Raw genomic sequence first — 26,351 nt, 5'->3', positions numbered from 1 at the left:
GTGGTGGCTGCCGCCCTGGGCGCCGCCCTCACCTTCGGAGCTCCCGCCGCGCTCGCCGGCACCGCTCCCGTCGGCCCCTCGGGCTCCCCCGTCGCGGTGGCCCCCAAGGCCCCCAAGGCCTCGGCCCCGGCTTCTTCCCAGAGTGCGACCTGGGTTGCCGGCACCCGTGCCTACCTCGTGATCACCGCCCCCGGCGACAGCTCGGCGGTGCGTTCGGCCGTCACCGCCAACGGCGGCACGGTCTTCTCCTACTTCGACCAGATCGGCGTCATCGTCGCCCACTCCTCCTCGGCCTCCTTCGCCGCCACGATGCGCGGCGTCAGCGGGGTCCAGCAGGTCGGCGCGACGCGTACCTCGGACGTGCCCGCCGACGCCTACAACCCGGCGCTGCCCGCCAACCCGGCGCAGGCCACCACCCCGGCGGGCGAGCCGGCGCGGGCCGACATGACGCAGATCAAGGCGGACCAGGCCTGGGCCGTCAACCCCGGCTCCGCCTCGGTCAAGGTCGGCATCCTCGACACCGGTGTGGACGACCAGCACCAGGACCTGGCGCCGAACTTCAACGCGGCGGACTCGGTGTCCTGCGCCTACGGCAAGCCCGACACCCGCACCGGCGCCTGGCGTGACGTCGACACGCACGGCACCCACGTCGCGGGCACCATCGCCGCCGCCAAGAACGGCAAGGGCGTCGTCGGCGTGGCTCCGGGCGTGAAGATCTCGGCCGTCCGCGTCGCGGAGCCGGGCAACTCGTTCTTCTTCGCCGAGAACACCATCTGCGGGTTCGTGTGGGCCGGTGACCACGGCTTCAAGGTCACCAACAACAGCTACTACACCGACCCGTGGCAGTTCAACTGCCCGGACAACATCGACCAGGCCGCCATCATCGAGGGCGTCAAGCGCGCCCAGGAGTACGCCGAGGGCAAGGGCTCGCTCCAGGTCGCCGCTGCGGGCAACGAGAACTACGACCTCGCCCACAAGACGACCGACACCGCGAGCCCCAACGACTCGACGCCGGTCACCCGCACCATCACCAACGCCTGCCTGGACATCCCGACCGAGCTGCCGGGCGTGGTCACGGTCGCGGCGAACGGCACCGGCACCACCAAGGCCTCGTTCTCCAACTTCGGCCAGGGCGTCATCGACGTCGCGGCCCCCGGCCAGGACGTCTACTCCACGCTGCCGGGCGGCAAGTACGGCACCAAGAGCGGCACCTCGATGGCCACCCCGCACGTGGTGGGCGTCGCCGCGCTGATCGCCAGCGCCAACCCGGGCATCACCCCGGCGCAGATCCGCGACAAGCTGGCCACCCAGGCCAACGACATCGCCTGCCCGGCGGACGGCCGCTGCACCGGTACGACGGCCAGCAACTCCTTCTTCGGCGAGGGCCAGGTCGACGCCCTGAAGGCGGTCGGCGCCACCCCGCCCGCGGGCAAGTACTTCGAGAACACCGCGGACTTCGCGATCGGCGACAACACCACGGTGGAGAGCCCGATCACCGTCAGCGGTGTGACCGGCAACGCCCCGGCCACCCTCAAGGTCGGAGTGAACATCGTCCACACCTACATCGGTGACCTGAAGGTCGACCTGGTCGCCCCCGACGGCACCGTCTACACGGTCCACAACCGGGCCGGCGGCAGCACGGACAACATCAACCAGACCTACACCGTCGACGCCTCCTCGGAGGTCGCCAACGGCACCTGGAAGCTGCGGGTGAACGACAACGCCGGCGGCGACACCGGCAAGATCGACTCCTGGAACCTGACCTTCTAGCAGGGACCGCGAGCGGGGCCGTCGGGAGGCAACTGCCCGACGGCCTCTTCGCGCTACCTGGTCCGCAGGACGCAGTCCCCGCACAGCCCGCCGCCGGGCACCTTGTAGTAGAGGCAGCAGCTGCGGCGCACGAAGGCCACCCCGAGGCCCTCCTCGTGGACGAACTCCCCGGTGCCCGCCAGCGCCCCGCCGTCGGCCAGCAGGGCGGCGGCCAGTTGCACGGCGGTGTCCCCCGGCACCCGGTCGAGCAGCACCCGCAGGGAGCCGACGAGCCCGGAGGCGGCGTTGCCGCGCAGGACCCGCTCCGAGACCCCGTACGCCCGCCGCAGCGCGGAATCCAGCACGGCCAGGTTGCCCAGCACGGTCTCCCCCAGCGCCTCCGCGGGCAGGACGGCGGCCGGGGCCGGCAGCCACAGCTGGAGCGGACCGGCGTCGGGCAGCCGCCACCACACCCGGTCCGGGGCCAGGTCCGGCACCCGCCCGCCCAGGGCCGCGCAGCCGAGGCCCAGCGACCAGAGCCGGGAGACGATCCCGAACTGCGCGGTCGAGGCCGCCACCCGGTCCGGCCCGCAGCGGATCCGCCGGCCCACCTCGGCGACGTACGGGCCGAGCTGCTTCCCGTACAGCTCCGTCAGCGGCCGGAAGCCCGGTCCGGGCGGCTCCTCGCCGTACGGAACGGTGAAGAAGGGGCCGACGGCGGCCAGCCCGCCCAGTACGTCCTCGAAGTCCATCCCCGCATGATCGCAGGGGCCCGCGCGGCCCGGGGGCGCCGGGAGGGGATCAGGAGAGCCCGGGCGAGGCCGCGCCGGCGCGCGTCCGGCCGCTGTCGCCCGCGGCCTTGGCCCCGGCCCGGCGGGCCGCCGGGCCCATGGCGAACGAGGCCGCCAGCAGCAGGCCGCCGAGCAGCAGCCAGCCGGGGATCCCCCACAGCAGGAGCAGCGCGGTCAGCAGCAGCGGGCCCAGGGTGCGGGCGACGGGGACGCCGGTGCCGAAGAAGCCCTGGTACTGCCCGATCCGCTCGGCGGGGGCCAGCGAGAAGCCGATCTGCCAGGACCCGGCCGACTGCCGCATCTCGGCGTCGGACAGCAGCACCGCGCCGGCCACGAGCAGCCCCGCGGCCGCCCACCCCGAGGAGGGCAGTGCCGAGACGGCGAACACCGCACAGGACAGGGCCATGACCACGCCGGAGGTGCGCAGGGCCCGCCCGGCGCTGTCCAGGCCGGTGACGGGCCGGGCCAGGCGCACCTGGAACAGCATCACCGCGAGGGTGTTGAGCACGAACAGCGCCGACACCAGCCAGCCCGGCGCCTGGGTGCGCTCGGCGATCCACAGCGGGATCGCCAGGCTCAGCAGCGGCATCCGCAGCAGCAGGACCGCGTTCAACAGCGTGACCAGGGCGTACGGCCGGTCGCGCAGCACCGCCAGCCGTGGCTCCCCCGCCGCCCGGCCGGGGGCGGGCCCGACCGGGGGCAGGCCGCGCAGCACGGCGGCGCAGGCCAGGAAGCTCGCCGCGTCGAGGGCGAACACCACGAGGTAGGCCCGCTCGGTGCCGGCGCCGAGGGCGAGGCCGCCCAGGGCCGCGCCCAGCGCCAGTCCCGCGTTGAGGGTGGACTGGAGGTGGGCGAGCACGCCGGTGCGCTCCTGCGGGGCCACCAGGCCGGCGAGGAGGGCCTGGCGGGCGGCGGCGAGCCCGCACTGGGAGACGGCGTAGAGGACCACGGCGCACAGGAAGGCCGGGAAGGAGCGGATGAACAGGAAGGAGGCCACCGAGGCGGCGGTGGCCAGCGCCAGCAGCACCGAGGTGCCGCGCGGCCCCCGCCGGTCCGCGAGGGCGCCGAGCGGCACCCCGGCGACCGAGCCGACCGCCCAGGCGACGGTCAGGCCGAGGCCGATCTGGGCGGGCGAGAGGCCCACCACGCGCGTGAAGTAGAGGGCGGAGCACACGTAGTAGGCGCCGTCGCCGACGGAGTTGCTCAACTGGGCGGCGGCCAGGCGGCGGGGCGCACCGGGCGCGGGCAGGAACCGTATCGTCACCGGTCCATTGGATCACCGCAGCGGCCCGCCGGAGTGGGCCGGTCGGCGGTCTGCCAGATGGGCCAATCGGGGTCCGCCGGCCCGGGCCGCACCGGGCCGCCCCCGAAGCCCCGGGCGGCCCCCGGCAGGACACCAGGGCCCCGGGCGGCCCGGTGCGGAGCGCTTCAGAGGCCGCCCAGGAACTCCAGCAGGGCCCGGTTGAAGGCCTCCGGCTGCTCCACGCCCGGCAGGTGCCCGGCCCGCTCGATCACGGCGAGCCGGGCGTGCGGGACGAGGGCGCACAGGGCCTCGGCCTCCGCGACCGGGGTGTAGACGTCGTCGGCGCCCACCAGCACCAGGCAGGGCACCTCCGGGGGCAGGGCGGCGAGCACGGGCTGGTAGTCGGGCCGCTCGGCCCGGCCGCGCAGCGCGGCGGCGGCGCCCCGCGGGTCGGTGGCCCGCATCATGGCGCTGACCCGGGCGGCCGCCTCCGGCTGGCCGGTGACGTTGTAGGGCGCCAGCATCTTGTCAATGACTTCTTCGGCATACGGATCCATCCCCTCCGCAAGAAGCCGCTCGGCGGTCCTCCGGCGGAGCTCCGCCCCTTCCTCCGTCTCCGGAACCGGGGAGGTGTCGGAGAGGACCAGGGCCCTCACCAGACCCGGGTGGCGCAACCTGAGCTCCATCGCGATCTGCCCGCCCATGGACACTCCTCCGACGACCGCCTGTTCGATACCCAGGTCCCGGAGGAGCGCCGCCAGGTCGTCGGCGAAGACGGAGAGCGGGGTCTTCTCCTCCGTCGCCGGATTCTCCCCGTATCCTCGCAGGTCAGGGGCGATGACGCGGTACCCGGCCGCGGTCAGCGCCGCCGTCTGCGGGGCCCACATCGAGCGGTTGAACGGGTGTCCGTGGACCAGGATCACGGGCGCTGCGGCCGTCGGACCAAAGTCATCGAAAACACACTTTGCGCCATTGCCAAATAGGGGGTTCATGAGAGGACCCTAAGGGGCTACATTGAGCCACCCGCGTTCACCTGACAGCCCGTTGCCTTTCACCCGCGTTTTGCGCGGGGGGTGACGTCAGTGACGCAGACTGTGCAACCACCCCACCGCCCAGAAGGACCGAAGGCTCCGTGCCCGTACCCGTACTCCTCGCCGGCCGCTCCGTGCGGCTCGAGCCCCTCGCCCCCCACCACACCGAGGCACTGGCCGAGGCCGGGGCCGAGGATCGTACGACTTACGCCTTCACTCCCGTGCCGCACGGGTTGCAGGCGTCCCACGAGTACATCGACCGTGCCCTCGCCGATCAGGCAGCGGGTCGATCCCTTGCGTTCGCCGTGGTCAGAGCCTCTGACGGGCGGGTGGTCGGGTCGACCCGGTTCCTGGAACTCGACTACTGGCAGGGGCCCCTCGTCTGGCCCGCCGTGCCCGGGGTGCCCTTCGGGGATCCGGCGACGGCGATCCCGGACGCGGCCGAGATCGGGAACACCTGGCTCTCCCCGGCCGCGCAGGGGACCGGCATCAACACCGAGGCCAAGCTGCTCATGCTGCGCCACGCCTTCGAGACCTGGGGCGTGCGCCGCATCTCGCTGCGGGCGGACGCCCGCAACGGGCGCTCGCGGGCCGCCATGGAACGTCTCGGTTTCACCTGCGAGGGGGTCCGCCGGGCCCATTCGCGGGGGCTGGACGGGGCGGTGCGCAGCACGGCCTTCTATTCGATCCTCGACGAGGAATGGCCCACGGTCCGCTCGATCATCGAGCTGCGCCTGCCGGCGGCCGCGCCGCGCCGGCGCAGGCGCAGGACGCTGATTCCGGCGTAACGGTCCTGCGGGCTCACGCCCGCCCGGATCCGCCCTCCCGCGGCGCCCTGCGCCGCGGGACTCCCCGGCCCTCGTTCCCGCCCCTGCCCCGGCCGCTCAGCCGAGGAAGGCCGGGGCGAGGGCCGAGGCCGTCACCCGGGCCGGGGCGCCGCTGCCGTCGGCCGGCACGGAGTACAGGTCCGCGCCGAAGTCGCCGGGCAGGGAGTAGACGACGGTCCTGTCGTCGGTCCACACCACCTGGTCGTCCACGCTGCGCTCCTCGGCGAGCGGGGTCTCCTTCATGGAGGCCAGGTCCAGGACGTAGAGCCGCCAGGGGGCGTCCTCGGGCAGGCCGGGCACCCGCTTCTTGAAGACCAGCCGGGTCCCGTCCGGGGAGAGCGAGGGGCACTCCAGGTTCTCGCGCAGGACGGTCACCGTGCGCTCGCCCAGGTCGCCGCGGACCAGGTGGGTGCGGCCGCCGGTGGCGAGGGTCGCGTAGAAGGTCTTCTCGTCGGCGGCGAAGGTGACCCCCCAGAAGTTGACGTCGGCGTTGCGGTAGGCCTTGCCGTCCATGAGGACGGTGAAGTCCTCCAGGGAGGCGTCGTACTTCCCGGTGCGCAGGTCGAGCAGGGAGGTCCGGGTGGAGAAGTTCGTCCCGGCGTAGGAGTCCCCGCCGACGAAGACCGTCCAGGCCACCAGGTGCCCGCCCGGCGAGACACGGGCCCGGGTGGGGATCCCGGCGAGGGGGCGGGAGGTGACCTCGCGCAGGCCGGCGTCGAGGACGACCGCCCGGTAGCTCTCCTGGACCCCGCCCTTGTCGGAGCGCAGGCAGATCCCGGTTCCGGCGGCCGCGTGGAAGCGCAGGCACTTCACCCCGGAGGCGGTGCGCGGGCCGTCGGGGGCCCCGGCCGGGACGGAGGCCAGCTCGTCGCGGTGCGGGCCCCAGGCCATGTTCCGGAAGACCATCCGCCGGCCACCGTCGCCGGGAGCGAGGGAGACCGTGCCCTGGGTGACCTGCGGGCCGCCGGGCCGGGCCTGGTCCTTCTCGTCGGCCCGCGACCCGGCGCGGACCACGGCGATCACGCCGACGGCGGCGAGCAGGACGACGGCGGTGACCAGGATCAGGATCCGGCGCTGGAGGGTCATGGGGGGCCTTCGGTCTTTCTCGTGTGGGGATGCGGTGGTGCGGGCGGCGGCCGGGGTCAGGTCCCGTCGGGCCTCAGCCGGGCGCAGCCGGCGACGGCGACGGCGAGCAGGACGGCGGCCACGGCGAGCGCGGGCCGGGCCCCCCAGACGGTCCAGGCGGCGCCGAAGCCGAGGGAGGCGGCGAACCGGGCGAGGGCCTGGCCGGTCTGGACGAGGGCGAGCCCGCCGCCCCGGTGTTCCTCGGGGACGGCTCCGGCGGCCTCGGCCATCAGCACGCCGTCGGTGGCGGCGTAGAAGGCGCCGTGCAGCAGGAGGACCGCGTAGGGCAGGGCCGGGTGCTGCGCTCCGGTCAGGAGCAGCGCGTACGCGAGCAGCAGCGCGAGGTGCCCGCCGAGGAAGACCCGGCGGCGGCCGGCGCGGTCGGCGAGGCGGCCCAGCGGCATCGCGAGCAGGAAGAAGGCTGCGGCGGTGCCGAGCGGCAGCAGCGCGAACCAGCGGTCGGCGATCCCGGTGGCCTTCTGGAGCAGCAGGAAGACGAAGGCGTCGCTGACGGTGCACAGCCCCAGGAGCAGTGCGCACAGGGCGGTGCGGCGCAGGTCCCGGCGGCGCAGCAGCCCGAGGGAGGCCCGCAGGGAGACCGGGGCGGCGTCCGGGGCGGGCTCGGTGCGCCGGCCGGGGACGAAGAGCATGAGCACCAGGACGCCGAGCGCGGCCACGCAGGCGCTGACGGTGAAGACGGCGTCGTAGCCGTCGGCGGCACCGCGCAGGATGAGGAAGGCCAGGAGCGGCCCGACGAGCGCGCCGGCGGTGTCCATGGCCCGGTGCACGCCGAAGGCCCGGCCGCGGTCCTCGGGGGCTGCGGCCAGGGAGATGAGCGCGTCGCGCGGGGCGGTGCGCAGCCCCTTGCCGGTGCGGTCCAGGGCGAGGACGGCGCCGATGGCGGGCAGGGTGTGGGCGAGCAGCAGCAGCGGCTTGCACAGGGCGGAGAGGCCGTAGCCGATGCCGGCGAGCGCCTTGTGCCGGCCGAGCCGGTCGCCGAGGTGGCCGCCGGTGAGGCGGACCAGGGCGCTGACGCCGTTGTAGACCCCGTCGAGGAGGCCGAAGCCGAGCGGGGTGAGCCCGAGTCCGGCGACGAGGTAGAGCGGGAGCACGGCCGTGACCATCTCCGAGGAGACGTCGGTGATCAGGCTGACCGTGCCCAGGGCGAGGACCGTGGGGGCGAGGGCGGCGCGCCGCCCCGGGCTGGTGCCCGGGGCGACGGCCTGCGTCTCGGGGGCCACGGCGGGCGCGGGGGTACCGCGACTGTCCGCGACGTACATGGTCAGGAAGCCCAGATCCCCGTGATGTCCTTGGCGGTGGCGGCGTTCCCGGCGTGGGTGGTCAGCCCGGCCAGGCCCTCCAGGGTCCGCAGCATGTCGTAGTGGTTGTAGGTGGTGGCCGAGGTGGATCCCGGGGTCACGGGCTGGCCGTAGAGCACGGTCGGGATCTGGTTGCCGGCGAGCCGGTTGTCCTCGTCGAAGGTGACGACGAGGAGGCTGTTGTGGGTCGTGGCCCAGTCCGCGTAGGCCTTGAGGTTGTTCTTGAGCCAGGTGTCGCCGGTGCCGACGGAGCAGTCGTGCATGTCGCTGCAGAGGTTCGGGACGACGAAGGACACCTTGGGCAGGGTGGTGAAGTCCGTCGGGAACTGGGTCATCGTCTTCGCGGTGCTGGTGGGCACGTTGGAGAAGGCGAACCAGGGGTTGTGCTTGCGGGCGTACTTGCCGCTGGAGCAGGTGGTGGAGCCCTGGCTGGGCAGGGTCTCGTTGTAGCTGCCCCAGCTCTTGCCGGCGGCTATCAGCTCGGAGGCCAGGTTGGGCGCGGAGCTGAAGCCGGGGGTGTAACAGCTGTCGTCCGTGACGCCCTGGTTGGAGCCCGAGAAGAGCTGCATGTAGTTGGGCTGGCTGGGGTGGGTGATGCCGAAGGACTGGGTGAGGTTGGCGCCCCCGGCCTTGAGGGAGTTGATGTAGGGGGCGCTGGAGCTGCCGATGACCTGGTTGTAGGCGTGGTTCTCGAAGACCACGACGACGGTGTGGTCGGGGGCGGGCAGGCCCGCGGCGTGCGCGGGCTGGGCTGCCCCGACGCCGGCCCAGAGGGCGGCGCCGGCGGCGGTGATGCCGAAGGCGGTGGCGAGGGCGGTCCTGCGGCGAGGCCGTGAAATGGTCATGCCAAACACGGGATGTACCTCCGGGCACATGGGGGAAGTCTTGGGGGTGGCGGCGCGGACGCACCATACCCAGGGCCATGTGCATGGGCCAGGGACGTGCGGGTAACAGCAGGGGAACTCCGTGCGCCCTCCAGACGATGGGCAACACCCCGCCCCTCGGACCGTCAAGAAAAGGAAAAATAGGGAACCCCGAGGCACTATCGTTCATCATTCGAACGGAAGCAGTCCTCCCCACGACGGGGCCAGCAACAGCCGGAGAGCCACCGCACATGTCGTACTCACCCGACGGCCAGTACCAGCCGCCGTACAGGCCGGAAGGTCAGAACCCGCCGCCGCGCCCGCCCTACGGCCAGCAGCAGGGGCGGCCGCAGCCCACCCCCCAGGGCGGCCGGCAGCAGCCGCCCTACGGCCGGCCCCCGCAGGGCGGACAGCCCTACGGCGGCGGCCCCGGCTACGGCGGCCCCCAGCAGGGCCGGCCGCAGCAGGGCGGGCGCCCGCCGTACGGGCAGGACCAGTACGGGCAGGACCAGTACGGGTACGACGCGCCGACGCAGGTCCAGCCCCGTTTCGAGCAGCAGCAGTACGAGCAGCAGCGCTACGAGCAGCAGCAGTACGACCAGTACGAGCCTCCCTACGGGGAGGAGCCGCCGCGCCGCAAGTCCAGGGCGAAGAAGTGGATCATCGCGGGCGTCAGCGTGCTGGCCCTCGCCGGCATCGGCGCCGGCGTGATGGCGTACTTCGACATACCGCCGTTCACCGACAAGGGCGAGGCCGTGTCCTTCGGCAAGCCCGGCGGCGGCCAGACGGCGGGCAAGCAGGCGCCGAACTCCAAGGCGCTCATGCCGACGAACCCGACGGCGCAGTTCAAGAACGCCTCGACCCTGCCGGACGGCACCCACGTGGCGGTCACGGAGCTGGACGGCAAGAAGTCCGGGTTCAAGGGGAAGGTGTGGGTCTGGGCTCCGAAGGAGTACAACGACCCCAAGTTCGCCAAGAGCGGCTTCCCGGTCTTGATCGCCCTGCCGGGCGGCGCCGGCTACCCGATCAACTACTGGATGGGCACCGACCTCAAGCTCCAGGCCAGCATCAGCAAGTGGTACAGCGAGGGCAAGAGCAAGCCCTTCCTCCTGGCCATGCCCGTACTCAACCCCGAGAACCACGACCAGGACCCCAAGGACCCGCAATCGGGTACCTACTGGGACGGCAGCGACATCCCCGGCCAGCCGAAGATGGACACCTGGCTGACCGAGGACGTCCCGGGCCTGATGAAGGAGAACTTCCGCACGGTCAAGTCGCGTGACGGCTGGGCCTTCATGGGCTCCTCCACCGGCGGCTTCGCGAGCCTGAAGGCCGTGCTGAAGTACCCGGACAAGTTCAAGGCCGCGATCGCCTCCGGCCCGGACATCGTCCCGGACTCCCCACTGTGGAAGGGCCACGACAAGGAGAAGAACGAGAACAACCCCAACCTGCTCTCGAAGGCGCTCATCGAGAAGAAGGGCGCGCCGGACGTCTACCTGGCCTTCCAGGTCGGTGACAGCGAGAGCAACAAGGACACCCTGCCGAACGTGCAGAAATACATCGCCACGTACGGCAACAAGGGGCCCATCCACACCAGCCTGAGAGTCATCCCGGGCGGCAAGCACAACGCCGCGACCTACGTGCCCAATATGGGTGAGGGACCGATCGAGTTCATCAGCAAGGTCATGGAAGGACCAGTGGAGTAACAGCCTCCGCACGCACTGCCTCCGGCTCCGGCCCGTCGAACACCTTCGGCGGGCCGTTGCCGTTCCACGGGGCCCAGCCGGGGTCCCCGGTGGTGGCGAAGCGGACCCAGGCCCCGTGCATCTCGTCCGCGAGGGCCTGGGGCGCGTCCGGCCCGGCCAGCCAGGAGGACTCCGGCAGGCCGAGGGTGTCGAAGACGAAGCCCAGCTCCAGCGCGTGGCAGGCCCCGAGACCGGGTACGCCGCTGGGCCAGCGGAACTCGTAGAGGTGGCTGGGGGCCGGCCGCCGGGCCCCGGCGATCCGGCGCAGGGGGTCGCGCAGCAGCCGGTCGGTGACCAGGTGTCCGGCGAGGTCGGCCGGAGAGGCGTCCGGCAGCGCGGCGCGCAGCGCCCGTACGGCGGCCCGGTCCTTGCCGCCGCGCAGCCTGCCGTACGCCACGGCCAGCGGGCCGAGCCGGTCCAGCAGCCGCCCCCCGCCGGTCGGGGCGAGCCACAGCCGGTGCTCCTGGGCGGTCCAGCCCATCAGCAGCGGTACGGCGGAGGCCGCGGCGGCCTCCAGCGGGTCGGCCGGGAGCGTGTCCGGGTCGGCGACCAGCCCGAAGGCGGGGCCGCCCAGCACCGGGGAGGAGCGGCGCAGCGCCGCCGCCTGGGCGGAGAGCAGCGCGGGCAGCCCCACCCCCTCGAAGGCCCGGGCGGTGGCGGGTACCCGCAGCCGCGCGGCCATCCGCCGCACCATGGTGCGGACCTGGTCGCGCGGAAGCACCTCGGGGGCCCCGCTCTGCAGGACCGCCCGGGCGAAGAGGCCCGCGGCGCGGGGGGCTGCGAGCAGGGCGCCGATGCTGATGGCGCCGGCGGACTCCCCGAAGACGGTGACGCGGCCGGGGTCCCCGCCGAAGGCGGCGATGTTGTCCCGGACCCATTCCAGGGCGGCGATCTGGTCGAGGAGGCCCCGGTTGGCGGGGGCGTCGGGGAAGAGCCCGTAGCCGAGCACCCCGAGCCGGAAGTTGAACGAGACCAGCACGACCCCGTCGCGGGCGAAGGCGGAGCCGTCGTAGACGGGGACGGCGGCCGATCCCCGGGTGTGCGCGCCCCCGTGGATCCAGACCATCACCGGCAGGCGGGCCCCGGGTGCCGGGTCCGGGGTCCAGACGTTGAGGGTGAGGCAGTCCTCGCCGGGGATCTCCGGGTCGGACAGCAGGGCGGCGAAGGCCGGCGGGTAGGGCACCTTGGGCGCCGTCGGCCCGAACGCCCCCGCGTCGCGCACGCCGTCCCAGGCGTCCGGGGGCCGCGGGGCGGCGAAGCGGAGGGGGCCGGTGGGCGGGGCGGCGTAGGGGACACCCCGGAAGACGGCGGTGCCGCCGGCCTCCCAGCGGCCCTCCACGACGCCGTGCCCGGTGCCGGCCCGGGGCCGGTGGACGCCGCCCGCTGTGCTCATCCGCGCTCTCCTCGGTCGGCCCCGGTCTCCGCCCGGGCTTCGCTAAGGCCCGGTTCCGCTTCCGGGCGTTGCGAGCACGGTCGCACAACCGTCCGGAGGGTGACAAGGAGTGACCGGCTCCCGGGCGCGCCGGGTTGGACCGGCATGCGAGCGAACCTCATCCCCCCTGCCGCGGCCGCCTTGGCCCTGGGCGCCCTGCTGTCGGCGGCGGCCGGCCCGGCGCAGGCCGCCGGACCCGGCTTCCAGTACGTCGGCCAGGACGACCGCGTCCACGGCGTGACCTCCCCGAAGGGCTGCGTGGAGGCGGCGGGCGGCGGTGGCCGCGCGGTCACGAACCGGACGCCGCTCACCGCGTCCCTGTACCGCGAACCGCACTGCAAGGGCCCGGTGGTGGCGGTTATGCGGCCGGATGCGGTCAGTCCGGTCCAGCCCTCCTTCGCCTCTGTCCGTTTTTCTCTCCCCGAGTAGCCCCCTCGACCGTGACCACTCGGCCCTCGCCGCGTTGTATGCCATGTCAAATGCCGCAGAGGATGCGGCGCCCACATCTCACGAGGAGATCTTGATGTCGCGTATCGCGAAGGCATTCGCCATCACCGCCGTCGCCGGTAGCACCGTGGCCGCCGGCGCCGGTCTGGCCGTCGCCGATGCCGGAGCGCAGGGTGCGGCGGTCGGCTCCCCGGGTGTCCTGTCGGGCAACGTCGTTCAGGTTCCGGTTCACATCCCGGTCAACGTGTGCGGCAACACCGTCAACGTGATCGCCCTGCTGAACCCGGCCTTCGGCAACACCTGCGTCAACGCCTCGGGCGGCGGCAGCCACCACCACACCGAGGGCGGCAGCTACGGCGAGTGATCGCCTCCCCCGCCTGACCGGCTGAGAGGCCCCCGCCCTGTGGCGGGGGCCTTTTCGCGTGCGGCCTTTCTCCGGACGAAGACCCCTCACGCCTGGGAAGACCTCTGAAGCCCGAGGGGCCGCGGTCACTCGTAGCGGTAGACGCCCCCGTGGCCCAGCATCTCGCGCGGGGTGACGTCCCACGGGGGCATCGGCTCGTCCAGGGAGATCACCCGGCCGCGCTGGAGGTCGCCGAGCTCCAGGGGGGCGGCCGGCAGGTAGCCGGAGCCGGGGTGGCGCTGCTGCCAGCGGTCCCAGATCAGGTCGATGAAGGCGTGGTGCAGCCAGAACGCGGGGTCGTTCGGGGAGGTCGCGCCCGTCATGTGGCCGCCGATCCACTGGTGGACCTTGTTGTGGTTGCGCCAGCGCTCGCTCTTCGGGGCGGCCCAGCCCTCCAGCTTGTTGCGGAAGCTCCCGCCTTCGGTGGTGGAGTTCCAGGGCGAGGAGTCGTAGACCGGGTCGTCGATCGCCCACTGGAGTTCGGCGGCCGTCGGCAGGGAGACGGGATTGCCCGGCCGGCCGAGGTTGCGGGTGAGGAACGGGGCCTCGCTGACCCCCTCGGTGATCGTCCAGTTCCCGTGCCGGTGGGCGAAGGGGCCGGTCATCACCTGGAGGTCGCCCTCCCGGCCCGTGCCGCCGAGGAAGTCCTCGGCCCACAGGGAGGAAACGGGGCTGGAGTCGGCGGTCCAGTCCCAGTACGGGATGGAGACCTGGGGATCCACGGCCCTCAGCCGCTTCTCGAACTCCAGCAGGTAGCTGCGGTGCCAGGGGAAGAACGACGGGGACATGTGCCCCACCCGCCGCTTGGTGTCCCGGTCGGGCACGAAGTAGGTGCCGTGGGTGCGCACGAACTCGTCGTAGGTGCCGTTGCGCTTGAGTTCCAGCAGCGCGGACGTGAACCGCTTCTTCTGCGCGCTGGTGAGGTGCTTCTGGTTCTGCCGGGTGTACACCGCGGGGGTTCTCCTGGTTCCCGGCCGGTCAGCCGTGGTGCGGGGCGGCCAAGGCCAGCTGGGTGGTGCCGAGTTCGTCGACGGCGGCGCGGGCCGCTTCCAGGGGGGTGTCGTAGGACTGGAAGTGGTTGACCGCGCTGAGGTAGCTGCCGTCGGCCCGGCGCATCACGTGCAGGGGACGGCCGTCGATGCGGACCGCCGCCGAGGCCGGGTCGACGCTGATGTGCCGGCCCCGGTAGGTCTCCTCGGTGAGCGGGGCGGGGCCGAGCGTCTGCCGGGGGCGGCGGGCGCGCAGCACGGGGGCCAGCGCGGCGGCGGTGCCGGCGAGCGCGGCCGCGCCGAACACCGAACGGAGGAAGGCGCGGCGGGTGCGGGTGGCGCTGGCGCTGGCGTGCATGGGTCTCCCTCGCTCGGTGGTCCGCGTACGAGGGTCTAACGCGAAGTGGCGGGGGGAGGTCACCTGTGCGGACGGTTCCGCTGCGCGGGGCATGGTCCCCGACCCGCCCTTCACCCGTTCTCCGGGGCTCCGCCCCGGCCCCCGTTGCGCTCAAACGCCGCGCGGGCTGGACGACCCCTTCGGCTACGGAGCCGGGAGCTCGGCGAAGTCGGCCACCAGGCCCCGGTGGTGGCCTGCGGTGCCAAGGGCCAGGGAGTCGGCCTTGGCCCGTTTGAGGTAGAGGTGGGCGGGGTGTTCCCAGGTCATGCCGATGCCCCCGTGCAACTGCACGCACTCCTCGGCCGCGCGGACCGCGACCCCGGAGCAGTGGGCCTGGGCGACGGCCACCGTGAGCGGGGCGTCGGGGGCGGCCGTGGCGAGGGCGTCGGCGGCGGCGCGGGCGGCCGCGCGGGCGGAGGCCACGTCCAGCCACAGCTGGGCCAGGCGGTGCTTGAGGGCCTGGAAGGAGCCGACGGGGCGGTTGAACTGGTGGCGGCCGCGCAGGTACGCGACGGTCTCGGTGAGGCACCACTCGGCGAGCCCGAGCTGCTCCGAGGCGAGCAGACCCGCCCCGGACAGCAGGGCCCCGGCGACGGCCGCCCGCGCGGTGGCGGGGTCGGCGAGGCGGGTTCCGGCGGCGGCCTCCAGGGTGACGGTGGCCAGCGGGCGGGTCAGGTCGAGCGGGACCACCGGGTGCAGGACCGCGCGGTCGGCGGGGACCGCGTGCAGCCCGGTGTCGGCGAGGACCAGCAGGACGTCGGCGGCCACGGCGTCGGCGACCGAGGTGACGGTGCCGCTGAGCACCCCGCCCCCGGCATCGTGCAGCGGCGCCGGCAGGGGTGCGCCGGGGGCCAGGGTCAGGGGCAGGGCGGGGACGCAGACGAGGCGCCCGACCGCGAGCTCCCGTACCAGGTCCGCCGCTTCGGGGCCGTCGCAGGCACAGGCGAGCAGGATCTCCGTGGCGAGGACGGAGCCGGTCAGGTACGGGACGGGCGCCACGGCCCGGCCCAGCTCCTCCAGGACCACGGCGGCCTCACGGTGTCCGGCGCCCGCCCCGCCCAGCTTCTCGGGGACGAGCAGTCCGGCGGCGCCGATCCCGGCGGCCAGGGTGTGCCACAGCTGCGGGTCGTGGGGGCGGCCGGTCTCCGCGCGGGCCAGGACCGCGGCGGGCTCGCAGCAGTCGGCGAGCAGGGAGCGTACGGCCGCGCGGAGTTCGTCCTCGGTGCCGGAGTAGAGCAGGTCGATGGGTGCGCGGGGGGCCGGGTGGCCCGGCCGCGGCGGGAGTGCGGTCATCGGGCGAGGTCCTTCCAGGGGGTGTCCTTGTCGTCGCGCGGTTCGGCGGGCAGTCCGAGGACGCGTTCGGCGACGATGTTGAGAAGGATCTCGCTGGTGCCGCCCTCGATGCTGTTGCCCTTGGCGCGCAGGTAGCGGTATCCGGCGTCGCGGCCGGTGAAGTCGACGGTCTCGGGGCGGCGCATCGTCCAGTCCTCGTACACCAGGCCCTCCTCCCCGAGGAGTTCCACCTCCAGGCCGCTGATCTCCTGGTTGAGGCGGGCGAAGGTGAGCTTCATCCCGCTGCCCTCCGGGCCCGGCTGGCCGGCGGCGAGCTGCTGGCGCAGCCGTTCGCCGGTGAGGCGGGCCACCTCGGCCTCCACCCACAGTCCGAGCAGCCGCTGGTGGAGGGCGTGGGTGCGCAGGCCTGGGCGTTCGCGCCAGGCCGCGGCGACGGGGGCGATCATGCCGCCCTCGCGCGGGAGGCGCATGCCGCCGATGGAGACGCGTTCGTTCATCAGGGTGGTGCGGGCGACGGCCCAGCCCTCGCCGACGGCGCCGAGGCGGTGGGCGTCGGGGATGCGGACGCCGGTGAGGAAGACCTCGTTGAACTCGGCCTCCCCGGTGATCTGGCGCAGCGGGCGGACCTCGACGCCGGGGGCGTGCATGTCGCACAGGAAGTAGGTGATGCCCCGGTGTTTGGGGACGGTGGGGTCGGTGCGGGCGATCAGGATGGCCCAGCGGGCGGTGTGGGCGCTGGAGGTCCATACCTTCTGGCCGTCGACCACCCATTCCCCCGCCTCCTCGTCGAGGACGGCGCGGGTGCCGAGGGCGGCGAGGTCGGAGCCCGCCCCGGGTTCGCTGAAGAGCTGGCACCAGACCTCCTCCCCCAGCCACAGGGGGCGCAGGAAGCGGTGCTTCTGCTCCTCGGTGCCGTAGGCGAGGATCGTGGGCGCGGCCATGCCCAGGCCGATGCCGATCCGGCGCGGGTCGTTGTCGGGGGCTCCGGCGGCCTCCAGTTCGCCGTCGACGACGGCCTGGAGGGTGCGGGGCGCGCCGAGCCCGCCGAGGCCCTGGGGGTAGTGGACCCAGGCGAGTCCGGCGTCGAAGCGGGCGCGCAGGAAGTCGGCGGGGGCGGTGGCGCCGGGCGGGTGGGCGGCGAGCAGGTCCCGGGTGCGGGCGAGCAGGTCCGCGGCGTCGAGGGTCATCGGGCGCCGCCGTCCGGGAGGGACGGTACGACGACCAGCCGGCCGGTGGTGGTGCCGTCGGCGACGCGCTGCACGGCGTCGGCGGCCCCGGCGAGCGGGATCCGTTCGCTGACCAGGGGTTTGATCGCGCCCTGGTCGGCGAGGCGGGTGAGTTCGGTGTGGCAGGCGAGGACGGCGGCGGGGTCCTTGGCCGCGTACAGCCCCCAGTGCAGGCCGAGGATGGCGTAGTTCTTCACCAGGGCGTGGTTGAGGGCGGGGGCGGGGACGCTGCCGCCGGCGAAGCCGACGACCACGATGCGGCCCTCGAAGGCCACGCACTTGGCGGAGGCGGCGTAGGCGTCGCCGCCGACGGGGTCGTAGACGACGTCCGCGCCGCGTCCGCCGGTGAACTCCTTGACCCGGGCCGCGATCCCGGCGGCTTCCTCGCCCGTGCGGTCGAGGACCAGGTCGCAGCCGAGCTCCTCGGCGGTGCGGGCCTTGGCCTTGCCGCCGACGACCCCGATGACGGTGGCCCCGGCGGCCTTGCCGAGCTGGACGGCGGCGCTGCCGACCCCGCCGGCGGCGGCGTGCACGAGGAGGGTCTCGCCGCTCCGGATGCGGGCCCTGCGGTGCAGGCCGAACCAGCCGGTCTGGTAGCCGATGTGCAGGGCGGCGGCCTCGGCGTCGTCGAGGGAGCCGGGGGCGGGGAGCAGGGCGCGCGCGGGGGCGGTGACGTATTCGGCGAACCCGCCGTGGGGCAGGCTCGGGTTGGCGAGGACCCGCCGGCCGTCCTCGGTCTCGCCGCACACCTCGACGCCGGGGGTGAAGGGCAGCGGGGGCCGGATCTGGTACTGGCCCCGGGCGAGGAGGGCGTCGGGGAAGTTGACGTTGGCGGCGAGCACCCTGAGTCTGACCTCGCCCTCGCCGGGTACCGGGTCGGGGACCTCCTCGAGGCGCATGGCCTCGCGGGGTTCGCCGGTCGTGTGTACTCGCCATGCCTGCATCCGGGGCCTCCAGCCGCCGTCGAGGAACCACGCTCGGCGGCATACTAAGCGGTCGCTTGACACCTTGGGAACCCTCGGCGGGCGGGGCGGACCGGGCGGGTGGGCCCGCCCCCGCCGGGACCGGAAGACCGTTCCGCTCATCGAACGCACGAACCACGAGTGAACGGGAGTCCCGGGAGATAGCATCAACAGGCCCCATTCAAGGGGCATATGACGCATCGGCACACCGGGGGAAGACAACGATGGCCGGCACACGCACCAGCACAGGCACCCGCCGCACCGCCGCGGCGGCGACCGCCGCCCTCGTCCTGGCGGGACTCGTCACCGCCGCCGGACCCGCCGCCGCGGCTCCCGCCTGCACGCCCCGGATCCAGGTCCTCGGCTCGATCGGGTCCGGCGGCTACCAGGTGGGCAACCGGCAGACCGAGATGGTCCTCGGCCTCGGCGCCGGCAACCTCTCCGTCGGCCGCTCCGGCGGCAAGCCGGTCTACTGGACCGGCACCCGGCTCCACAAGGTCCCTATGCCCGACGCCGCCCTCTCGGGTGCGGTGCTCGCCGTGAACCAGGGCGGGCTGATGGTGGGCGCCGTCTACGGCGCCGAGGGCTACCTCTTCACCTTCCGGGCCGGCGACGCCGCGGTCACCCGGCTGCCCGGGAGCGACTTCCAGTCCGACGACGCCGACGTCAACGACGCCGGGTACGTCGTCTCGCGCAACCGGAGCGGTGCGGGCGTGGTGTGGAAGGACGGTCGGAAGGTCCGCGACCTGCCCGTGCCCGCGGGCGCCGCCCCCGGCACCAGGATCGACCTGGTCACCGGCATCAACACCCAGGGCGACGTCCTCGGCATGGCCCGCGAGGACTACGAGGTCCCGGAGACCGGCGAGCACCGCGAGGGGACCTTCCCGGTGCTCTGGCCCGCCGACGGCGGACCCGCCGAGGCCCTGGCCCCCACCGGACACGACAGCTACGTACAGGACCTCGACGAGAGCGGCCGCATCGTCGGCTACGACTGGAGCGGCATGGCGTACCGGTACACGCCGGCGGTCTGGACGCCGCCCCACACCGGGCCCGCCTCCTTCCCCGGCACGCTGAAGACCCACCCCTACGGCACCTTCGAGGCGATCAGCCCGACGACCGGCGTGAGCGTGGGCACCGCCAGGTTCCACCCGGACGAGCAGACCCTCCCCGACCAGGCGCAGCTGTGGCCGGGCACGGGTCCCGTGCTGGCGCTGCCCCGGCTCGCCGCGAACCAGGCCGGCGCCGCCGCGTCGGCCGCCGACGACGGCCGGGTCGGCGGCGCGGCCGTCAACGCCGCCGGCACGCTGAAGCCGGTGATCTGGACCTGCGCCGCGCAGCAGGCGTACCTGCCCGAGTAGCCGGCGGCCGCGCGGGCCTGGTCATCCGAGGGCCCACGCGCTATCGATGCCCCATGACGGACGAGACCAGGCGCGGGCTGCCCGCGCCCCCGCCGCTCGGCGCGAGCGCCCTGCCCCCCGGTACGTACGGGGGGCGGGTGGTCCTCGTGACGGGCGGCGGCACCGGGCTGGGCAAGGCCATCGCCGCCGAGTTCGCACGGCTCGGCGCCGATGTGGTGATCGCCGGCCGCCGCGCCGAGCAGCTGGCGGCGGCCCGGGAGGAGCTTGCGGCGGTACCCGGTGCGGGCCGGACGGCGGCCGCCGTCTGCGACATCCGCGACCCCGAAAGGGTCGCGGAGGTCTTCGACGCGGCCGAGGCGGCGCTCGGGCCGCCGGACGTCCTGGTCAACAACGCCGCGGCCAACTTCCCCTGCCCCGCCGAGGACCTCTCCCCCAACGCCTGGCGGGCGGTGGTGGACACCACCCTCACCGGCACCTGGTTCATGACCCGCGAGTTCGGCCGGCGCCACCTCGCCGCGGGCGCCCCCGGCGCGATCGTCAGCATCGGCGCCTCGTACGCGTGGACCGGTGGCCCCGGCTTCGCACACAGCGCCGCGGCGAAGGCCGGGGTGAAGAACCTGGTCGAGACCCTTGCCGTGGAGTGGGGCCCGTACGGGATCCGGATCAACGGCCTCGTGCCGGGGCTGTTCCCGCACACCGACATGACCCGGGACATCCGGGGCGGGCTGGAACGGGCCGCGCCGCAGGGCCGGGACGGCCTGCAGCCCGCGCTCAGGGTGGGGGCGCCGCGCGAACTCGGCTGGGCGGCCACCTTCCTGGCCTCCCCCTACGCCGCCTTCATCACCGGCCACACCCTGGTGGTCGACGGGGCGAACTGGCAACGGCGGTCCCTGGTCCAGCCGGAGGTGGTACCGGTGCGCGAGCAGCTGGGGCGGGGCCCCTTCACCCTGTGAACGGGCGGCGGGACGGACCCGGGCCCCTGCGCGGGGCGTTGTCAGTGGCGTGGGGCAGCATCGGGAGCATGAAGATCCACGACTGGAAACCCTTCCTGCGCACCTGGAGCGCCGAGCGCGACGCCGCCCGGCAGGCCGAGGACCCCTCGGAGCCGCCGCTCGGCCGGCTGGGCTTCGATCCGGCCCCGCCGGAGCGGATCGCCGCGCTCGAGGCCCGGCTCGGGGCCCCGCTGCCCCCCTCCTACCGCTCGTTCCTGGAGGTCACCGACGGGTGGCGGTGGGCCGGGGAGTTCGTGGAACTGCTCGCGTCGGCGGCAGAGGTGGGCCTGCTGCGGGAGATGACGCCCTCCGTCCACCAGGACCTCACCCTGTGGGAACAGGAGGACCTGGACGAGGAGGAGGACGAGGAGGAGGACGAAGAGGAGGACGAAGACGAGGCAGAAAACGAAGAAGGGGACGGGGACGGGGACGAGGAGTACGGGAGCGCGAGGTGGAACCGGGCCGTCCAGATCTCCCTCTGGGGGGACCAGACCTGGCTGCTCCTCGACCCCGGTGACATCGGCGCCGACGGCGAGTGGGCGGCGTACCGGTACTCCGCCTGGAGCGGCTGCGGACCCGTGCGCCACGACTCGTTCGCCGACCTGATGCGGGCCGAGTACGAGGGCTTCCGCGCCCTGCGCATACCGGGGGCCGCCTCCTAGTGCTGTGGCCGGAAAGGTTTGCCGGTTCGCGGTGTCCGGTGCGGGCATCGCAAGGCGGAGGGCCGCGGCTCGTACTGGACGTACTTGCGCGGTCCGACAACGCAGCGAGGTGCCGTGCCGGGCGCCGTGAGGCGGTGAACCTTTCCGGTCACAGCACTAGACACCGCCGAAGTGCGGGGGCCGGCGGGCGGCCTGGGCGGAGTAGCCCTCGCGGGCGTCCTCGGAGGTCAGGGTGAGGGCGGCGGTCATCGCGACGCGGTCGAGGGCCGGCGCCAGGGCGGCGTCGGCGTAGGCGTCGACCGCGCGCTTGATCCCCTGGACGGCGAGCGGGGCGTTCGCCGCGATCTCCGCCGCCAGGGCGCGGGCAGCCGTGTCCAGCTCGGCCGGGGGCACCACCAGCTGGACGAGGCCCAGCCGCTCGGCGGTCGCGGCGTCGATCCGCCGGCCGGTCAGCGCCAGCAGCTTGGCCCAGCCCGCGCCCGCCTCCCGGGCGATGCGCAGGTCCCCGCCGGCGTCCACCGCCACCCCCAGCCGCGCCTCGGGCAGCGCGAAGACCGCGTCGTCGGCGGCCACCCGGATGTCCGCCATCAGGGCCAGTTCGAAGCCGAAGCCGAGGCAGTAGCCCTGGACGGCCGCGACGACGGGCTGCGGGAGGCGGGAGAGGACCGCGAAGCGCTCGTGGACCCAGCGGATGCCCTCGTAGTAGTTACGGGTCCGCTGGGCGGCGGAGTCGCCCGCGATGGCTCCGCCGGGGGCGCTCACGTCGATGCCGGCGCAGAAGGCCCGGCCCTCCGCCCGCAGCAGGACCGCGCGCACCTCCGGGTCGAAGCGGATCCGGTCGGCGAGGAGGCCCAGCTGGCGGGTGGACTCCCAGCTCCAGCCGTTGAGCTTGCCGGGGCGGCAGAGGGTCAGGATCGCCAGCCCGTCCTCGACCTCCAGCCGAAGGCGCTCCTCACCCTCCCCGATGTCCGTGCCGATCGTGTCGATCACCTGAACCACCCCCGGACCGAGCAGAGCTGACGGCTCGTCAGGTTAGGCGGGGGTGGTTACCGGGTCAACGGGGGAAGACCTCGAAAGCGACCGCCGGGGTGCCGCCGAAGCGGGCCGCCGCCTGCTGGACGTTACCGGTCAGGAAGTCCCGGACGTACTCCTGCGGGTCCTGGTCGGTCAGCGCGGCGATGTAGGCCTTGTGTTCCAGCAGGGAGTGCACGGCGCGCTCCAGCCCGGGTCCGGCCTCGACCGCGTGCGTGGGGGTGGTGGTGCCCGACACCGCGACCCAGCGCACTCCGTCCCAGGGCTCCAGGCCCTGCTCGGAGATGAGCTCGGGGAAGATCCACCGGTTGCCCGCGTCGCCTGCGGCGTCCAGGACGGCCCGGCCGACGGCCTTGTGGTCGGGGCTGTTCCAGTTCCCGCCGCCGTCCGCTCCACCCCAGGTGTCCCGGTGGTTGAGGGTGATCACCAGCTCGGGGCGGTGGCGCCGGATGGCGGCGGCGATGTCCCGCCGCAGGGCCGGGCCGTACTCGATGACGCCGTCGCGGTGGTCGAGGAACTCCACGGCCGAGACCCCGACGACGGCCGCGCTGGCGCGCTGTTCGGCCTCGCGCAGCGCGCCGCACTCGTCCGGGGCGACCCCGTCGATCCCGGCCTCGCCGCGGGTGGCGAGCACGTAGGCGACCTCGCGGCCGCCGTCCGTCCAGTGGGCGATGGCCGCCGCGCAGCCGTACTCCAGGTCGTCGGGGTGGGCGACCACCGCGAGCGCGCGCTTCCATTCGGTGGGCATCGGCTGCAAGGGCGCCTGCTGATCAGCTTGTTCGGTCATGCGTCGCACAATAGGCGAAGGGACCGTCGTCCTCTCAGTCCTCCAGGAGGGTGAGCAGGCGGTCCAGCACCCGCGGGCCGCCCGCGCGGACGCCGTCGTGTTCGTACTCGTCCGTCACCCAGGTGCGCAGGCCGCGGATCGAGCGGGCCGTGCGCAGGGAGTGGTCGGTGTCGACGTACATGTCGTCGTGGTAGACGGCCGCCGCCACCGGGACCTCGTTGGCGGCCAGGCGCGCCGGATCGTAGAGGGGCTGCCAGCCGGTGCGGGCCGCAAGGAGTTCGGCGGTGTCGCGCAGGGGGGCCAGGGCGGGGTCCACGGTGAAGTGCCAGGGGTGGATGGTCTCGCCGGTGAACAGGAGGGGGTCCGTGCCCCCGAGGGTCTTCGCGGCGTCGAAGCGCGGGTGGGCGGCGCGGACCCGTTCGGCGGCCCAGCCGGTGGGGGTGGCCGGATCCTGGGCGTAGATGGCCTCGTGGAGGAGGGCGTAGAGCGGGTGGCCGGCGAAGGAGAGGTGGGAGCGGACCGCTTCGAGGAAGGCGTCCGAGAGCGCCGGGCCGGACGGGGTGGTGACGAAGGCGTCCTCGAGGAGGTAGTGGAGCTGGTGGCTGCCGTCGCCGGTGCCCAGGAGCAGGCCGAGGGACTGGAAGGCCTCGGCGGTGAGCCGGTAGCCGCCCGGGAGTTCGGCGGGCCGCTCGGCGAGGTGGGCGGCGATGCGCCGGGCGCGTTCCACGTCCATCGGGTAGCGGGCGTAGTGGGCGAGGTTCTTGCGCTCGACGCGGGGGTAGGCGGCCTCGTACACCTGGGTCGCGGTGGCGTCGAGGGAGGGCAGGCCGCCGGTGATCAGGGCGGCGGTGAGTCCGTCGGGGGCGGTGGAGAGGTAGTGGGTGGTGCAGAACCCGCCGAAGCTCTGGCCGAGTACGGTCCAGGGGGCGCCGCCGGTCAGGGCGAGGCGGATGTGCTCGGCGTCGCGGACGATGGAGTCGGCGCGGAAGTGGGCGAGGTACGCGGACTGCTGCTCCGGGGTGCCGCGCAGGGGCAGGGTCTGCCGGCCGGCGGGGGTGGAGCGGCCGGTGCCGCGCTGGTCGAGGAGCAGGACGCGGTAGTCGGCGAGGGCCCGTTCCAGCCAGGCCTGCCGTCCGGTGAAGCGCCGGGCCCCGAAACCGGGGCCGCCCTCCAGGTAGAGCAGCCAGGGCAGCCGCTCGGGGTCCTTGCCGGTGGCCACGGCCTCGCGCGCGTAGAGCTCGATCCGCTCCCCGTCGGGGCGGGAGTGGTCGAGCGGCACGGTGAAGTGGTGGTCGGTCAGGACGACACCGGGCTGGCGGTAGCTGTGGCTGCGCTGGCGGGTCACGGACGGCCCCTGGGGTCTGGGTGCGGGCCCCGCCCCGGCCCCGGCCGGGTCGCGGCCGGGGTGGGCGGAGGTGTGGTCCGGCCGAGTCTACGGAACCTTCCGCGGGTCACCCGCTCAGAACTGCACCACCGAGCGCAGCACCTCGCCGCGCTCCATGCGGGCGAAGGCCTCCTCGACCCCGTCGAGCGGGATGGTCTCGGAGACGAAGGCGTCGAGGTCGAGCCGGCCCTGGAGGTAGAGGTCGATCAGCAGGGGGAAGTCCCGTTCGGGCAGGCAGTCGCCGTACCAGGAGGACTTCAGGGCGCCGCCGCGGCCGAAGACGTCGAGGAGCGGGAGTTCGAGCTTCATCTCCGGTGTGGGAACGCCGACCAGGACCACGGTTCCGGCCAGGTCCCGGGCGTAGAAGGCCTGCTGGTAGGTCTCGGGGCGGCCGACGGCCTCGATGACGACGTCGGCGCCGTTGCCGCCGGTCAGCTCCTGGATCGCCTTGACCACGTCCTGCGCGCGCCCGTTGACGGTGTGGGTGGCGCCGAGTCCGCGCGCCCACTCCAGCTTCCGGTCGTCCAGGTCCACGGCGATGATCTTCGATGCGCCGGCCAGCCGGGCGCCGGCGACCGCCGCGTTGCCCACTCCCCCGCAGCCGATGACGGCCACCGAGTCGCCGCGTCCGACGTTGCCGGTGTTCAGGGCGGCGCCGAGGCCGGCCATCACCCCGCAGCCCAGGAGCCCGGCGGCGGCGGGCGAGGCGGCCGGGTCGACCTTGGTGCACTGGCCGGCGGCGACGAGGGTCTTCTCCGCGAAGGCCCCGATGCCCAGCGCCGGGGAGAGCGGGGTGCCGTCCTCCAGGGTCATGGGCTGGGTGGCGTTGTGCGTGGCGAAGCAGTACCAGGGGCGTCCGCGCTTGCAGGCCCGGCAGGTGCCGCACACCGCGCGCCAGTTGAGGACGACGAAGTCGCCGGGGGCGACGGAGGTGACGCCGGGGCCGACGGACTCGACGACGCCGGCCGCCTCGTGGCCGAGGAGGAAGGGGAACTCGTCGTTGATGCCGCCCTCGCGGTAGTGCAGGTCGGTGTGACAGACCCCGCAGGCCTGGACCTTGACCAGGGCTTCGCCCGGCCCCGGGTCGGGCACGAGGATCGTGGTCGTCTCCACCGGTGCGCCCTTGCTCCGCGCGATGACTCCTCGTACGCGATGTGTCACGTCGTACCCCGTTCTGATCGGATCGGTCTGGATCACCGAACGTACACGGGCGGGACGCGGTACGGGAGTTGTGTCACGAGCTGTGTCACCCACCGGCGGGCGACTCGGCCAGATCCCGCGGTACGGCGGCCCGGAGGGAGGCCGCGAAGGCGGCCACGGCGGGATGGGCGCCGGCCCCGCTGCGGAAGGCGATCTTGGTGCGGCGTTCCATGTGGAGGCGGGTCAGCGCGACGGCGGGGTCCGGGGGGCCGGTCATCCCGAGCTGCGGTACGACGGCCACTCCCTGTCCGGCGGCGACCAGCGCGAGGACGGTGGCGAACTCGTCGATGCGGTGGCGGACGCGCGGGGTGAACCCGGCGGCCTGGCAGGCGCGCAGGGTCATGGCGTGGCAGAGGGTGCCGGGGGTGGCGGTGATCCAGGGCGCGTCCCGGTGGGCCCGCAGCACCGCGCCCTGGTCGGGGGCCGGGGCGGGCGCGGCCGGTGCGGGCGCGGGGTCCGGCCGCGGGTGCGTGTCCGCTTCCGGAGCCGGAGCCGCCCCCGGGGCCGGCTCCGGCTGCGGGCCCGGCCGGGCCGTCGTCGCCGGGGCCGCCAGGTACATCGCCTCCCCGTACAGCGGCCGGGTGTCCAGCCCCGGCTCGGGGGGCGCGGGGACGAAGTCGTACTCGTGGACCAGGGCCACGTCCAGCTCCCCGGCCCGCAGCGCGTGCGCGACCGCCGCAGGGTCGGTCTCGTGGACCATCGGCTCCAGCGCCGGATGGCGCCGGGCCAGGTGGAGGAGGGCGGCGGGGACGAGGGCGCGGGTGGCGGTGGGGAAGGCCCCGATGCGCAGCACCCCGGCGAGGCCGCTGCGGGCCTCGGCGAGCTCGGCGTCGGCCTGTTCGAGCCGCTTCAGGACCGCCTCGGCGTGCCCCACCAGGTTCTGGGCGGCCGGGGTGAGCCGGACCCGGCGGCCGGTGCGCTCCAGCAGGGGCAGTCCGGCCTCGCGTTCCAGGACGGCGAGTTGCTGGGAGACGGCGGAGGGGCTGTAGGCAAGGGCTTCGGCCACGGCGGCGATGGTGCCGCGGCGGGCGAGTTCGCGCAGGAGCCGCAGACGGCGTACGTCGAGCATCGGCTCAGCTTACGGATCACGTAAG

General features: G+C 74.1%; 25 protein-coding genes. 8 read left to right on the top strand and 17 right to left on the bottom strand.

Annotated elements, in window-relative coordinates:
- Window positions 1-1,770: a S8 family peptidase gene (locus B4U46_RS31470; protein ID WP_079431005.1), complete on the top strand. Its 1,770-nt coding sequence runs from the start codon at window positions 1-3 to the stop codon at window positions 1,768-1,770.
- Between the two features lie 53 nt (window positions 1,771-1,823).
- Here the strand turns inward: B4U46_RS31470 and B4U46_RS31465 are convergent, their stop codons facing one another.
- From B4U46_RS31465 to B4U46_RS31455, 3 genes are all read right to left on the bottom strand, one after another.
- Window positions 1,824-2,501 carry a (2Fe-2S)-binding protein gene (locus B4U46_RS31465; RefSeq protein WP_079431004.1) on the bottom strand — a complete coding sequence of 226 codons (678 nt, stop codon included), beginning with the start codon at window positions 2,499-2,501 and terminating at the stop codon, window positions 1,824-1,826.
- Between the two features lie 49 nt (window positions 2,502-2,550).
- A complete protein-coding gene (locus B4U46_RS31460) occupies window positions 2,551-3,804 on the bottom strand; it encodes an MFS transporter (protein WP_079431003.1) in 1,254 nt (417 codons plus the stop codon).
- 164 nt (window positions 3,805-3,968) lie between these two features.
- Window positions 3,969-4,775 carry an alpha/beta fold hydrolase gene (locus B4U46_RS31455; protein ID WP_079431002.1) on the bottom strand — a complete coding sequence of 269 codons (807 nt, stop codon included), beginning with the start codon at window positions 4,773-4,775 and terminating at the stop codon, window positions 3,969-3,971.
- A gap of 140 nt (window positions 4,776-4,915) precedes the next feature.
- Between B4U46_RS31455 and B4U46_RS31450 the strand changes: the two genes are divergently transcribed.
- The gene (locus tag B4U46_RS31450) at window positions 4,916-5,602 is read left to right on the top strand and encodes a GNAT family N-acetyltransferase (protein WP_079431001.1); all 687 of its coding nucleotides are present in this window, start codon (window positions 4,916-4,918) and stop codon (window positions 5,600-5,602) included.
- 96 nt (window positions 5,603-5,698) lie between these two features.
- Here B4U46_RS31450 and B4U46_RS31445 read toward each other — a convergent pair whose 3' ends face one another.
- From B4U46_RS31445 to B4U46_RS31435, 3 genes are read right to left on the bottom strand one after another with little or no spacing between them, the layout of a single operon-like run.
- Window positions 5,699-6,727 (bottom strand): hypothetical protein, encoded by a 1,029-nt coding sequence (locus B4U46_RS31445; protein ID WP_079431000.1) that lies wholly within the window; start codon window positions 6,725-6,727, stop codon window positions 5,699-5,701.
- A gap of 56 nt (window positions 6,728-6,783) precedes the next feature.
- Entirely contained in the window at window positions 6,784-8,046 is a 1,263-nt protein-coding gene (locus B4U46_RS31440) for an MFS transporter (protein WP_079430999.1), read from the bottom strand.
- 2 nt (window positions 8,047-8,048) lie between these two features.
- On the bottom strand, window positions 8,049-8,930 hold the full coding sequence (locus tag B4U46_RS31435) for an alkaline phosphatase family protein (RefSeq protein ID WP_185117142.1): 882 nt from the start codon (window positions 8,928-8,930) through the stop codon (window positions 8,049-8,051).
- Between the two features lie 269 nt (window positions 8,931-9,199).
- Here B4U46_RS31435 and B4U46_RS31430 point away from each other — a divergent pair, with 269 nt between their 5' ends.
- A complete protein-coding gene (locus B4U46_RS31430; protein ID WP_079430997.1) occupies window positions 9,200-10,654 on the top strand; it encodes an alpha/beta hydrolase in 1,455 nt (484 codons plus the stop codon).
- Here the strand turns inward: B4U46_RS31430 and B4U46_RS31425 are convergent.
- A complete protein-coding gene (locus B4U46_RS31425; RefSeq protein WP_079430996.1) occupies window positions 10,632-12,086 on the bottom strand; it encodes a carboxylesterase/lipase family protein in 1,455 nt (484 codons plus the stop codon). The genes B4U46_RS31430 and B4U46_RS31425 overlap by 23 nt on opposite strands.
- A gap of 144 nt (window positions 12,087-12,230) precedes the next feature.
- Here B4U46_RS31425 and B4U46_RS31420 point away from each other — a divergent pair, with 144 nt between their 5' ends.
- Complete coding sequence (locus tag B4U46_RS31420; protein WP_079430995.1) at window positions 12,231-12,554, top strand: hypothetical protein; 324 nt, start codon at window positions 12,231-12,233, stop codon at window positions 12,552-12,554.
- Between the two features lie 94 nt (window positions 12,555-12,648).
- A complete protein-coding gene (locus B4U46_RS31415; RefSeq protein WP_079430994.1) occupies window positions 12,649-12,936 on the top strand; it encodes a chaplin in 288 nt (95 codons plus the stop codon).
- 125 nt (window positions 12,937-13,061) lie between these two features.
- Here the strand turns inward: B4U46_RS31415 and B4U46_RS31410 are convergent, their stop codons facing one another.
- The 5 genes from B4U46_RS31410 to B4U46_RS31390 form a co-directional block, all read right to left on the bottom strand.
- Window positions 13,062-13,925 carry a tyrosinase family protein gene (locus B4U46_RS31410; RefSeq protein WP_079430993.1) on the bottom strand — a complete coding sequence of 288 codons (864 nt, stop codon included), beginning with the start codon at window positions 13,923-13,925 and terminating at the stop codon, window positions 13,062-13,064.
- Between the two features lie 28 nt (window positions 13,926-13,953).
- A complete protein-coding gene (locus B4U46_RS31405; RefSeq protein ID WP_237293195.1) occupies window positions 13,954-14,322 on the bottom strand; it encodes a tyrosinase cofactor in 369 nt (122 codons plus the stop codon).
- 183 nt (window positions 14,323-14,505) lie between these two features.
- Window positions 14,506-15,654 (bottom strand): acyl-CoA dehydrogenase family protein, encoded by a 1,149-nt coding sequence (locus B4U46_RS31400; protein ID WP_079430992.1) that lies wholly within the window; start codon window positions 15,652-15,654, stop codon window positions 14,506-14,508.
- Complete coding sequence (locus tag B4U46_RS31395) at window positions 15,651-16,841, bottom strand: acyl-CoA dehydrogenase family protein (RefSeq protein ID WP_079430991.1); 1,191 nt, start codon at window positions 16,839-16,841, stop codon at window positions 15,651-15,653. The genes B4U46_RS31400 and B4U46_RS31395 overlap by 4 nt, the downstream gene beginning before the upstream one ends.
- Complete coding sequence (locus tag B4U46_RS31390; protein ID WP_079430990.1) at window positions 16,838-17,824, bottom strand: NADPH:quinone oxidoreductase family protein; 987 nt, start codon at window positions 17,822-17,824, stop codon at window positions 16,838-16,840. Before B4U46_RS31390 ends, B4U46_RS31395 begins: the two co-directional genes overlap by 4 nt.
- A 242-nt stretch (window positions 17,825-18,066) precedes the next feature.
- Here B4U46_RS31390 and B4U46_RS31385 point away from each other — a divergent pair, with 242 nt between their 5' ends.
- From B4U46_RS31385 to B4U46_RS36875, 3 genes are all read left to right on the top strand, one after another.
- Window positions 18,067-19,200 carry a hypothetical protein gene (locus B4U46_RS31385; protein WP_079430989.1) on the top strand — a complete coding sequence of 378 codons (1,134 nt, stop codon included), beginning with the start codon at window positions 18,067-18,069 and terminating at the stop codon, window positions 19,198-19,200.
- A gap of 53 nt (window positions 19,201-19,253) precedes the next feature.
- Window positions 19,254-20,153 (top strand): SDR family oxidoreductase, encoded by a 900-nt coding sequence (locus tag B4U46_RS31380; protein WP_079430988.1) that lies wholly within the window; start codon window positions 19,254-19,256, stop codon window positions 20,151-20,153.
- A 68-nt stretch (window positions 20,154-20,221) separates the two neighbouring features.
- Window positions 20,222-20,854, top strand: coding sequence for an SMI1/KNR4 family protein (locus tag B4U46_RS36875; protein WP_107438357.1), 633 nt, complete (start codon window positions 20,222-20,224; stop codon window positions 20,852-20,854).
- A gap of 156 nt (window positions 20,855-21,010) precedes the next feature.
- Here B4U46_RS36875 and B4U46_RS31370 read toward each other — a convergent pair whose 3' ends face one another.
- The 5 genes from B4U46_RS31370 to B4U46_RS31350 form a co-directional block, all read right to left on the bottom strand.
- Entirely contained in the window at window positions 21,011-21,844 is an 834-nt protein-coding gene (locus B4U46_RS31370) for an enoyl-CoA hydratase/isomerase family protein (protein WP_079430986.1), read from the bottom strand.
- Between the two features lie 64 nt (window positions 21,845-21,908).
- Complete coding sequence (locus tag B4U46_RS31365; protein ID WP_079430985.1) at window positions 21,909-22,673, bottom strand: PIG-L deacetylase family protein; 765 nt, start codon at window positions 22,671-22,673, stop codon at window positions 21,909-21,911.
- Window positions 22,674-22,707: 34 nt separating this feature from the next.
- A complete protein-coding gene (locus B4U46_RS31360; protein WP_079430984.1) occupies window positions 22,708-24,018 on the bottom strand; it encodes an alpha/beta fold hydrolase in 1,311 nt (436 codons plus the stop codon).
- Between the two features lie 114 nt (window positions 24,019-24,132).
- Window positions 24,133-25,218 (bottom strand): S-(hydroxymethyl)mycothiol dehydrogenase, encoded by a 1,086-nt coding sequence (locus B4U46_RS31355; protein ID WP_079432110.1) that lies wholly within the window; start codon window positions 25,216-25,218, stop codon window positions 24,133-24,135.
- A gap of 85 nt (window positions 25,219-25,303) precedes the next feature.
- Window positions 25,304-26,326: a LysR substrate-binding domain-containing protein gene (locus B4U46_RS31350; protein ID WP_079430983.1), complete on the bottom strand. Its 1,023-nt coding sequence runs from the start codon at window positions 26,324-26,326 to the stop codon at window positions 25,304-25,306.
- Window positions 26,327-26,351 lie beyond the last annotated feature (25 nt).

The organism is Streptomyces katrae, from assembly GCF_002028425.1.
GTDB classification, from domain to species: Bacteria; Actinomycetota; Actinomycetes; order Streptomycetales; family Streptomycetaceae; genus Streptomyces; species Streptomyces katrae_A.
Note: the sequence above shows the minus strand (reverse complement) of the source record. Positions and strands in the feature narration are given on the sequence as shown.